The sequence below is a fragment of the Thermus caliditerrae genome (assembly GCF_021462525.1).
GTDB lineage: Bacteria > Deinococcota > Deinococci > Deinococcales > Thermaceae > Thermus > Thermus caliditerrae.
The window spans coordinates 58,015-67,625 of record NZ_JAKEDT010000012.1 but is presented as its reverse complement, the minus strand read 5'-3'; the positions used below and the strand labels follow the sequence as shown (position 1 = coordinate 67,625).

At 66.4% G+C, this 9,611-nt stretch carries 9 protein-coding genes and 3 tRNA genes; 1 reads left to right on the top strand and 11 read right to left on the bottom strand.

The genetic code is table 11. The features are described from left to right. Positions 1 to 182 precede the first annotated feature (182 nt). The 3 genes from L1088_RS07865 to L1088_RS07855 form a co-directional block, all read right to left on the bottom strand. A tRNA-Arg gene (locus L1088_RS07865) sits at positions 183 to 258 on the bottom strand. 37 nt (positions 259 to 295) lie between these two features. Continuing rightward, positions 296 to 371: transfer RNA gene (locus L1088_RS07860), tRNA-Gly, on the bottom strand. A gap of 1 nt (position 372) precedes the next feature. Beyond that, a tRNA-Pro gene (locus tag L1088_RS07855) sits at positions 373 to 449 on the bottom strand. 72 nt (positions 450 to 521) lie between these two features. Here L1088_RS07855 and tatA point away from each other — a divergent pair. Continuing rightward, positions 522 to 686 carry a twin-arginine translocase TatA/TatE family subunit gene (tatA, locus tag L1088_RS07850; RefSeq protein WP_038030191.1) on the top strand — a complete coding sequence of 55 codons (165 nt, stop codon included), beginning with the start codon at positions 522 to 524 and terminating at the stop codon, positions 684 to 686. On the opposite strand, the gene L1088_RS07845 is transcribed toward tatA, so the two are convergent. The 8 genes from L1088_RS07845 to hslV form a co-directional block, all read right to left on the bottom strand. Beyond that, the gene (locus L1088_RS07845; protein ID WP_234554440.1) at positions 676 to 1,413 is read right to left on the bottom strand and encodes a formate dehydrogenase accessory sulfurtransferase FdhD; all 738 of its coding nucleotides are present in this window, start codon (positions 1,411 to 1,413) and stop codon (positions 676 to 678) included. The genes tatA and L1088_RS07845 overlap by 11 nt on opposite strands. Then, positions 1,400 to 1,990, bottom strand: a complete 591-nt coding sequence (locus tag L1088_RS07840; RefSeq protein WP_234554439.1) for a formate dehydrogenase accessory protein FdhE domain-containing protein — start codon at positions 1,988 to 1,990, stop codon at positions 1,400 to 1,402. Before L1088_RS07840 ends, L1088_RS07845 begins: the two co-directional genes overlap by 14 nt. Before the next feature lie 58 nt (positions 1,991 to 2,048). Further along, positions 2,049 to 2,819, bottom strand: a complete 771-nt coding sequence (gene nrfD / locus L1088_RS07835) for an NrfD/PsrC family molybdoenzyme membrane anchor subunit (RefSeq protein ID WP_038046286.1) — start codon at positions 2,817 to 2,819, stop codon at positions 2,049 to 2,051. Then, the gene (locus L1088_RS07830; protein ID WP_038046285.1) at positions 2,816 to 3,592 is read right to left on the bottom strand and encodes a 4Fe-4S dicluster domain-containing protein; all 777 of its coding nucleotides are present in this window, start codon (positions 3,590 to 3,592) and stop codon (positions 2,816 to 2,818) included. The genes nrfD and L1088_RS07830 overlap by 4 nt, the downstream gene beginning before the upstream one ends. A gap of 10 nt (positions 3,593 to 3,602) precedes the next feature. Continuing rightward, on the bottom strand, positions 3,603 to 6,581 hold the full coding sequence (gene fdnG, locus L1088_RS07825; RefSeq protein ID WP_234554437.1) for a formate dehydrogenase-N subunit alpha: 2,979 nt from the start codon (positions 6,579 to 6,581) through the stop codon (positions 3,603 to 3,605). A 128-nt stretch (positions 6,582 to 6,709) separates the two neighbouring features. Then, the gene (locus tag L1088_RS07820; protein WP_234554436.1) at positions 6,710 to 7,777 is read right to left on the bottom strand and encodes a tetratricopeptide repeat protein; all 1,068 of its coding nucleotides are present in this window, start codon (positions 7,775 to 7,777) and stop codon (positions 6,710 to 6,712) included. An 11-nt stretch (positions 7,778 to 7,788) separates the two neighbouring features. After that, positions 7,789 to 9,039, bottom strand: a complete 1,251-nt coding sequence (locus L1088_RS07815) for an AAA family ATPase (protein ID WP_234554435.1) — start codon at positions 9,037 to 9,039, stop codon at positions 7,789 to 7,791. Continuing rightward, the gene (hslV, locus tag L1088_RS07810) at positions 9,036 to 9,602 is read right to left on the bottom strand and encodes an ATP-dependent protease subunit HslV (RefSeq protein ID WP_234554442.1); all 567 of its coding nucleotides are present in this window, start codon (positions 9,600 to 9,602) and stop codon (positions 9,036 to 9,038) included. Before hslV ends, L1088_RS07815 begins: the two co-directional genes overlap by 4 nt. Positions 9,603 to 9,611 lie beyond the last annotated feature (9 nt).

The following is a 9,611-nucleotide window of genomic DNA, read 5'->3' as shown; positions in this document are numbered from 1 at the left end:
GGGACAAGGCCTCGCGTAGGGTCATGCCCCCTCTTTACCCCAAGGCCGCATATCGGTCAAGTCTGCCTGAGGCCTCGGCTCCCCCTACCCAGGGGCACCCCAGGACAGGTATGGGGGTCCACCTTGGTGGTAAAGAACAACCCGCCCTTACTTCCGAGGGCGGGAGCTTGGCCTCTCCATCGTGGCGGGCCCGGAGGGATTCGAACCCCCGACCTACCGCTTAGAAGGCGGCTGCTCTGTCCACTGAGCTACGGGCCCACGAAGGAGGCCGGGGTGGGTTCCACCCCGGCCGGCTTGGAGCGGGAGACGGGACTCGAACCCGCGACCCTCGGCTTGGAAGGCCGATGCTCTACCAACTGAGCTACTCCCGCGTGGTCGGGGCGGCCCGATTTGAACGGGCGACCCCCTGCTCCCAAAGCAGGTGCGCTACCGGCCTGCGCTACGCCCCGGGGCTCAAGGCCACCCCAGAGGCCACGATATCACCTGCCCCTAGGAGGGTCAAGGCGTGCTATCATGGCCCCATGCGCTTAGGTCCGGTGGAAATCCTCCTCATCCTCCTGGTGATCCTGCTCCTTTTCGGCGCCAAGAAGCTTCCTGAGCTGGCTCGGGGCATCGGCCAGTCGGCGAAGGAGTTCAAAAAGGGCCTCCAGGAAGGCGAGGAGAAAAAGGAAGAGCCTAAAGCTTGAGAACGCCCTCGGCCACGGGCAGGCCCCCGGGAGCGTAGAGGCGGTAGCCCGTGGGGCGCACATAGGTGGCCAAGGCTAGGCCATAGGCTCGGGCCAGATTCACCGCCGGGGCGGTGGCGCCTGTGCGGCTTGCCAGGAGCACGGCGCCCATGCCAATGGCCTTGGCCGCCATCTCCTGGCTTACCCGCCCACTGGAGGCCACCAGCACCGGGGGTTTGACGCCCTTAAGGAGCATGAAGCCCGCCAGGCGGTCCACGGCGTTGTGGCGGCCCACGTCCTCCGTCAGGTAAAGGAGCCGCCCCGAGGGATCAAAGAGGGCCGCCCCGTGGATGCCCCGGGTCTTTGCGTAGCGGATAGCCCCCTGCCGCAGCTGGTTCAGGAGGCGAAGGGGCAGCTCTGGATCCAGGTCTACCCGAGGCAAGGGAGCAAGGCGCGGCTCCCCGTAGCGGAGCCCGGCGGCGCAGCCACTATCCCGCACCCCCACGCCCTTCTCGGGCTCCGTGGGCAGGTCCACGGCCACCACCCCTTCACCCACGTGCCAGCGCACCCCCTCGAGGCCCTGAAGCACCCCGCTTAAAAAGAGGTGCCCCAAGGCCAGGTAAAGTTCGTCTCCAGGGGTATAACTGAAGGCAGCCCAGGGCTTGCCGTTCACCACCAGGAGCAGGCGCTCCTCCTCGGGGAGGGAGAAGTCCGCCTCGAGGAAGCGCCCGCCCTCAAACCTCCACATCCTCCTCCTCCGCCACCGCGTACCAGGCGGCCCGCGCCCGCAGAGCGGGCAGGTCCAATGCAGGCCTCAGCCGGAGATCCTGAACCACAAAACGCTCGCCGCAGGTCCGGCACACGTAGATGCGGAAGGGATCTTCCGCATAAAACACCACGCGGTCGGCGCGCCCCTCCCCACAGTAGGGGCACGCCACCCTGGGTGCGCGCCACGTTTCGTCGCAAAAGGCGCACACGTAAAAGCGGCGGCCCTCCTCATCCAAAAAGCCCACGTCGGGAAAACCACCGCACGCCGGGCAACGACCCTCCTCCCCCGCCTCCTGCCAGGGAACAAGCCGCAGGGCCTGGTGCAACCAGAACGCGTACCCTTCCCCCTCGGGCCCTTGGCCCCTCCGCAAGTGCTCGGCATCTCCTAAGAGAACCTCCTCAGGAGGAAGCTCCACACCCTGGAGAAGACCGGGGGCCTCCTCTTCAACAGCCCTTTTCACCGCTTCCAGGGCCCTCCCCAAGGCTTCGGGCCAGGGCTCGCTCCGCTTGGGCAAGAGGCTGAGCTTGCGGTGAACACGCTCCAAAAGGTCCAGCACGACAACCTCCCTTTAGCGTAAAGCTACCCCCTGTCCCCGGGGGACAGGGGGTAGCGCCTCACACTTGCCCGGCCAAGACCACAAAGTAGCGCAGCAAGAAGGCCCCCACCAAGGTCAACACGGCGGCCAGGCCAACGTGGCGCCGCTCCAGGGCCAACGGGATCCCCCATCCCAGGACCACAAAGCCCCAAAACGCCCAAGCCAGGGGGCCCACCAGCAGGGCCAGCACCGCACCCTGGGCCACCGGGTAGGTCCAGAGGAGGTGCAACGCCACCATCAAGCCCTCCACCAGGGCCATGCCTACCACCAGCCGCTTGAGGCGCTCGTGGGGCGCAAGGAGTTGCAGGAGCGCTCCCCCAGCGGTAGCCGACGAGGCCAGGAAGAGCCAAGGCAAGAGGGGGGAAGCGTTCCAGAAAGGCCGGGCCGTGGCGGTGAGGAGCACGGCGGTGTAGGCCACCACCAGAGCCACCAAGAAGGCCACCAAGTACTGCACCCCGCGGGAGGTGGGCCGCGCCATCACCCACAGGAGCCCGGCCCCAGAAAGGAGCAGGAACCAGGTGCCGAGCCACATTACCGAGGACGGGTAAACCCCTCCCAGGATCAGGTTCGCAAAGCGCAGGGGCTGCCCCAGGTCCAGGATGAGCAAAACCGACCCCAGCACCACCCCCACGAAGGCCCAAAGGGCTGCCCGGCGAACCCGCTCTTGCGAGCAGTAGAGGACGCTGATCAGGTAAGCCCCGCCTCCAGTCCCCGCCAGAAAGAAGTAAAGGGCCACCCAAAGCCCCCAGCCTTCCTCCCCCATGGGGTTGGGAAAGTTGAGCGTGATCATCCCCGACCTCCCTTAAACGCTTCACGGCGGTCCACGATGAACTTCAGGCCCATGCCCATGACCGCGGCCGCGATCCCTGCGGAAAGCCAGCCCCCCATGGCCCGCTTCTCCGCCTCCCGCACCGCCGCGGGAAGCCCGTACTGGCTGGGGTGGTCCGTGAGGACATAGAGCACGTGGGTGCCCCCCAGCTCCTTCAGGCCGTAGACCGAGGCCCGGGGGTATCCTCGCGCCTGCAGGACCCGCACCCGTTCCTGGGCCAAGGCCTGAAGCTCCTGGTAACGCCCGAAGGTGAGGGCGTCCGTGGGGCAAGCCTTCACGCAGGCCGGCTGGTCCCCGTTGGCGATGCGGTCGTAGCACATGGTGCATTTCTGCACGACGCCCCGCTCCTCGTCAAAGTGCACGGCGTCGTAGGGACAAGCGCGCACGCAGGAACGGCAGCCGATGCAGGTGCTCTGGTCCACGGTCACCACCCCGCCCTCCCGGTGGGCCATGGCCCCGGTGGGGCAGCTGGCCACGCAAGGAGCATGGGTGCAGTGCATGCAGGCCCCGCGCACGAAGTCAAAGTAGGGCTCGCCATCAGGCCTGAGGCCCTCGTAGTAGCGCATGGCCAGCCAGGTGCTGGCGGTGAGCTTGGGCGGGTTGGCGTAGCCTCCCGCGTTCCGCGTGTGCTCGGCCTCGAGGTCGTTCCACTGCTTGCAGGCCACCTGGCAAGCCTTGCAGCCGATACAGCGGCTGGCGTCAAACAGAATAGCAAAATCATTCGGGTTCGGCATCCCCCACCTCCTACGCCTTCTCAATCCTCACCAGGAAGGCCTTGGTCTCCTGGATGAAGCTGTTGGGATCCAGGGCCTGGGGGGTGAGCTGGTTAGCCGAGTCGCCGGGGTTGCCCCCTTGGTAGCCCCAGTGGATGACGATGCCCACCTGGTGCAGGGTCTTATCCCCCACCTTCACCGGCTGGACCCTGGGGGTGACTAAGGCCACCGCCTTCATCTCCCCGCGGGCGCTTCGGATGCGCACCCACTCCCCGTTCTTGATGCCAAGGCTTTTCGCCAGCTCCACGTCCATCTCCACAAAGGGGTCCGGCTGGAGCTCCAAAAGCCAAGGGACGTTCCGGCTCATCATCCCGGTGTGCCAGTGCTCCGTGAGGCGGTAGGTGGTGGCGACGATGGGGTACTCCTCAGGGGTACCGTAGACGTCCAAGTCCCCCACCCAGACCTTGCACACCGGGTTCTTGTCCTGGCCGGAGATGAGGTTGGCCAGGGCGCTCTCCCAGGGCTCGTAGTGCTCGGGCAGGGGGCCGTCTTTCAGCTGGGCGGCGAAGAGGCGGCCCACGCCTTCGGGGAGCATGATGAAGGGCAAGGCCTTTTCCGGGGGCGCCGCGCCGTCGGGGACGTCGCCTTCCCACTTCTCCTCCTGGGGGTTCCAGCGCACCAGCCACTTGGCAGGGTTCCTAGGCTGGCCCTGGAGGTCCGTGGAGGCGCGGTTGTAAAGGATGCGGCGGTTGGCCGGCCAAGCGTAGGCCCAGTTCTGGTAAAGCCCCAACCCCAAGGGGTGGGTGTCCTTGGGGTCGCGGCGGGCCATCTTGTTGCCCTCCTCGGTGAAGGCCCCGCAGTAGAGCCAGTTGCCGCAGGCGGTGGTGCCGTCGTCCCGGAGGTCAGCGAACTTGGCCATGAGCTTCCCGGTGGTGAGGTCATAGCCGTTGTACTCCTTGGCCACCTCCTCGGCCATCGTCTCGGAGTGTTCCCACCAGGAGAGGTTCAGGATGGCCTCCTTATTGGGGCCGCCCTCTTCCGCATATAGCTTCTTGAGCCGCTCGACCAGCTCGGTGAGGATCCAAAGCTCGTCCTTAGCCTCCCCGGGGGGGTCCAGGGCCTTGTCGTACCACTGGGCCCAGCGCCCGGTGTTGGTGATGCTCCCGGACTTCTCCGCCCACACCGCCGAGGGCAGAAGGAAGACCTCGGTCTGGATTTCCTTGGGATTAACCCCGGGCCGCTTCCAGTGGGCAGCGGTTTCGGTTTCCATGGGGTCCACCACCACCAGCCACTTCAGGCGGTCTAAGGCCTTCCGGGCCAGGTTGACGTTGGCGGCGGAGTTGGCTGGGTTCTGACCGATGGAGATGAGCCCCTCAATGCGGCCCGCCAGCATGGCGTGGAAGAGGGCGTAGTGGGAGTAGTCGGCGCTCTTGTCGGGGATGCCGTCCTTGTGAGGGGAAAGCTTGGGCAGGTAGCCGTAGGCCTCCTCAGGGGCTACCTTGGGCCACCAGGCCTTTAGGAGGCTCACGAAGTACTTGGGGTAGTTCTGCCACCAGTTGGCGGAGGGAGCGTAGTTGGCCTTGGGCACTCGGGAGTCCAGCCAGTCCTTCAGGGTGGGCTTGTCCCCGGTGGGCAGGCCCAGGTATCCGGGAAGGTCGTGGTAAAGAAGGGCGAAGTCCGTGCTGCCCTGCACGTTGGAGTGGCCCCGAAGGGCATTCACCCCGCCCCCGGGCAAGCCGATGTTGCCCAGGAGGAGCTGGACGATGGCGTAGGTGCGGATGTGCTGGGTGCCATAGGTGTGCTGGGTGGCCCCCATGGCGTAGGTGATGGTGCCCGCCCGGTCGGGGCCCCCTGTGGAGGAATAGAGGTCGTAGATGGCCAGGAGCTTCTCCACGGGGATGCCAGTGATCTTGGAGACCACCTCGGGGGTATAGCGCTCGTACTGCCGCTTCAGGATTTGGAAGACGCAGTGGGGGTCCTGCAGGGTGGGGTCGGTCCTGACCTGGCCGTTTTCGTCCACCTGGTAGGCCCAGGTGGAGGTGTCGTAGGCCTTCTTCTCGGGATCGTAGCCGGAGAAGAGCCCGTCCAGCTCCGTGGCCGTCTTGAACTCCGGGTGGACCAGGAAGGAGGCGTTGGTGTAGTGCTTGACGTAGAACTCGTCGTAGCGCTTGTTCTCCAGGATGTAGCGGATCATGCCGCCCATGAAGGCGATGTCGGTGCCGGGGCGGATCTGGGCAAAGAGGTCGGCTTTGGAGGCGGTGCGGTTGAAACGGGGGTCCACCACGATGAGCTTGGCCCCCCGCTCCTTGGCCTCGAGGATCCAGCGGAAGGTGAGGGGGTGCTGCTCCGCAGGGTTCCCCCCTTGGACCAAGATGACGTCAGCGTTCTTGAAGTCAATGGGGTGGTTGGTCATGGCCCCGCGCCCAAAGCTGTTGCCCAAAGCGGGAACCGTGGAAGAATGGCAGATGCGGGCCTGGTGCTCAATATAGACGATGCCCAGGGCCCGGAAGAGCTTGGACATGGCGTAGGCCTCCTCATTGGAACCCACGCTGGTGCCCAAGGTAGCGATGGCCTCCGTGCGCCTCACCGTCTGGCCCTGGTCGTCCACCTCCACCCAGCCCCGGTCGCGGGTGTCCTTGATGAGGCGGGCAATGCGGTCCAGGGCCCACGCCCAGTCCTTTTCCTCCCACCGGTCGGACCCAGGCGCCCGGTACAGCACCTTGGTGACCCGGTAAGGGCTTTCCACAAACCCCCGCGCCGCTTGCCCCTTGGCGCAGAGGGCCCCCTGGTTGATGGGGTGGTCGGGATCCCCCTCGAGGTTCACCAGCTTCCCGTCCTGCACCGCGGCGATCATGCCGCATCCCGTGGCGCAGTAAGGGCAGATAAGGGGCTTTTCCCCTATGGGCTTGCGCAAAACGGGCTTCTCGCCCCGCGCCAAACCCCGTTCCCAAAGGAGCGCCCCGCCCGTTACCGCGCCCGCCAAGCCTATAAACTTGCGGCGGGTGAGCATTTTTCACCTCCTCGGACTCCTTATACCCCCGGCACGTAGCGGTGTCCAGGGAATAAAGTCCCAGGGGAACGCCTCGTATGGGGCGTTCCCCTCGTGAAAGGATGCTCAAGTTCCCGGCGATACCCTGGCTAAAGCCGCCGCAACACCTCCTCGGCCTCCTTATAACCCGGCCTGAGCTTCAAGGCCTCCTGGCATTGGTAGCGGGCCCCTTCCTTGTCCCCCAGCTTCTCGTTGGCCAGGCAGAGCTGGTAGCGGTACTCCGCCCTCTTGGGCTCGAGGCGCACCGCCACCGTGAGGCGGCTCTTGGCCTTCTGCCAATCCCCCAGGGCCATATAGACCTGGCCCAGGTAGAAGTAGGCTGCGGGGAAGCGAAGGGGAGCCAGGGCCACCGCGTTCTCCAGGGCTACCCCTGCCTCCTTGCCCCGACCCAGGACAAAATAAGCCTGGCCCAGGGTGTACCACCCCTCGGCGTCCAAGGGCTTCAACCGGTGGCCCTCTTCCAGCACCCGGGCAGCGTCCTCTGCCCGTCCCTTCAGGAGGAGCGCCGAGGCGTAGCGCACCCGGAGCTCTCCATCCTTGGGCGCCAACTGCAAGGCCCTGGCGTACTGCTCCAGAGCCTCATCCAGACGGCCCCCCGCCAGGTAGAGCTCGGCCAGGGCCAGGCGCACCTCCGGGGTGTCCTGGAGGCCTAAGGCCTTCCTAAAAGCCTCCTCCGCCTTGTCCAGCTGGCCCAGCAGGGTGTAGACCAAACCCCTCTGGGCGAAGAGCGGCGCGTACCTGGGGTTCACCTTCTCCGCATCCCGAAGCACGGTGAGGGCCTGCTCCAGGTAGGCCTTGCCCTTCTCCCGGTCCTCGGAGGACCGGTAGAGGGCCATGTAGGCCTCGGAGAGGACCATGTACCCGCCGATGTACCGGGGGTTCCTGGCCACCAGGCCCTTAGCGTTCTCCAAGGCCGGGTTCAAAAGCCCCACCTTCAGCTGCGCCCGGGCCAGCCAGTAAAGGGCGTCCGCGTCCTGGGGCCTCTCCTTCACCGCCCGCTCAAAAAGCTCCAAGGCCGCCTCGTACCGCCCCAGGGCGTAGAGCTGCACCCCCAGCTTCAGGGTATCCTGTTGCGCCGCCTGGCCAGCCGGAGGCGGTGGGGTCTGGGCCAGGGTAGGAACAGCCAGCAAGCTCAAGGCCAAGAGCAACCAGCGCATCTTCTTCCCTCCTAAAGCACAAACCGCGTCAGGTCCGGGGAGGCGAAGACCGCCTCCAGCCTCTTCTCCACGTAAGCCCGGGTGATCTCCACCCGGCCCAGGTCCGTCTGGAAGCTCACCTCCTCCAGCACCCGCTCCAGCACCGTGGCCAGGCGCCTGGCCCCGATGTCCTCGAGGGCCTGGTTGGCCCGGTAAGCGGCCTCGGCGATGGCCAAGAGGGCGTCCTCATGGAAGTAGAGCTCCGTGCCATCGGCCCTCAGGAGCTCCGTGTACTGGCGGACGAGGGAGTTCTCCGGCTCCTTGAGGATGCGGTAGAACTCCTCCGGCCCCAAGGGGGAAAGCTCCACCCTGATGGGAAAGCGTCCCTGGAGCTCGGGGATAAGGTCCGAGGGCTTAGCCACGTGGAAGGCCCCGGCGGCGATGAAGAGGACATGATCCGTGGACACCGGACCGATGCGGGTGGAAACCACCGTGCCCTCCACGATGGGCAGGAGGTCCCGCTGCACCCCCTCCCCGGACACGTCCGGCCCCACCGTGCCTTCCCGCCTAGCCACCTTGTCCAGCTCGTCAATGAAGACGATGCCCTCCTCCTGGGCCCTTCGTCGGGCCTCCTCCTTCACCTCCTCCTTGTCCACTAGGCGCTCGGCGTGCTGGTTCTTGAGGACCTCGCGCGCCTCCCTCACCGTCATGCGCTTGCGCACGGGGCGCTTGGGAAGAAGCCCTTTGAGCATCTCCCCCACCCCGCCCATGCCCTCGCCCCCCAGCACCCCCATGAAGGGCAGGCTGACCTCCTCCTCCACCTGGATCTCCACCGAGAGGCCGTCCAGGCGGCCCGAGCGCACCTCGGCCACGGAAGCCCGAAGAAGGGTGGCCAGCTCCTCCTCGGCGAAGGCCAGGGCCTTCTCCTCCACCTTCTTCTTCATCTCCTCCAGCACCAGCTGGTAGCTGGCCTCGGCCAGGTCCCGCACGATGCTGTCCACGTCCCGGCCCACGTAGCCCACCTCGGTGAACTTGGTGGCCTCCACTTTCACGAAGGGGGCCCCGGCCAGGCGGGCCAGGCGGCGGGCGATTTCCGTCTTGCCCACCCCCGTAGGCCCGATCATGAGGATGTTCTTGGGGGTGACCTCCCGGGCGATCTCCGGAGGGAGCTTCTTCCTGCGGTAGCGGTTCCTTAGGGCCACCGCCACGGCCTTCTTAGCCGCCTCCTGGCCCACGATGTGCTTGGAAAGCTCCCGAACGATTTCCGCAGGCGTGAGGTTCATGCTTCCCCCAGGGTGAGGACGGTGACCGTGCCCGAGGTGTAGAGGTCCACCTCGGCAGCGATCTTCAAGGCCTCCTCGGCGATCTCCTTGGCGGAAAGGTTCGCGTGGCGGTAGAGGGCCTTGGCCGCGGCCAGGGCGTAGGGCCCGCCCGAGCCCACCGCCAAAATGGGCTCCTCAGGGGCGATGACCTCCCCGCTCCCCGAAAGCAGGACCAGGCTTTCCCGGTCAGCGGCGATGATCATGGCCTGCAGGTGGCGCAAGACGCGGTCGGTGCGCCAGAGCTTGGCGGTTTCCACCGCTCCTTTGAGGAGGTTCCCCTTGGCCTCCTTGAGCTTCTCCTCGAAGCGCTCCAAGAGGGCCATGGCGTCGGCCACCCCTCCGGCGAAGCCCACCAGGACGCCCCCGCCCACCTCGAGGCGCCGCACCTTCACCGCGCCCCTCTTCAGGACCGTCTGGCCGAAGGTCACCTGGCCGTCTCCCGCCAGGGCCGTGACCCCGTCCTTGCGAACGGCCAGGATGGTGGTGCCGTGTATCTCCACAGGGGCAAGATACCCCCGGGGCATGAGAAGGGC

Excerpts from the sequence above, each read along its gene's own strand:
- tatA (WP_038030191.1), top strand. The coding sequence starts at position 522 with ATGCGCTTAGGTCCGGTGGAAATCCTCCTCATCCTCCTGGTGATCCTG.
- L1088_RS07845 (WP_234554440.1), bottom strand. The coding sequence starts at position 1,413 with ATGTGGAGGTTTGAGGGCGGGCGCTTCCTCGAGGCGGACTTCTCCCTC.
- nrfD (WP_038046286.1), bottom strand. The coding sequence starts at position 2,819 with ATGATCACGCTCAACTTTCCCAACCCCATGGGGGAGGAAGGCTGGGGG.
- L1088_RS07830 (WP_038046285.1), bottom strand. The coding sequence starts at position 3,592 with ATGCCGAACCCGAATGATTTTGCTATTCTGTTTGACGCCAGCCGCTGT.
- fdnG (WP_234554437.1), bottom strand. The coding sequence starts at position 6,581 with ATGCTCACCCGCCGCAAGTTTATAGGCTTGGCGGGCGCGGTAACGGGC.
- L1088_RS07820 (WP_234554436.1), bottom strand. The coding sequence starts at position 7,777 with ATGCGCTGGTTGCTCTTGGCCTTGAGCTTGCTGGCTGTTCCTACCCTG.
- L1088_RS07815 (WP_234554435.1), bottom strand. The coding sequence starts at position 9,039 with ATGAACCTCACGCCTGCGGAAATCGTTCGGGAGCTTTCCAAGCACATC.
- hslV (WP_234554442.1), bottom strand. The coding sequence starts at position 9,602 with ATGCCCCGGGGGTATCTTGCCCCTGTGGAGATACACGGCACCACCATC.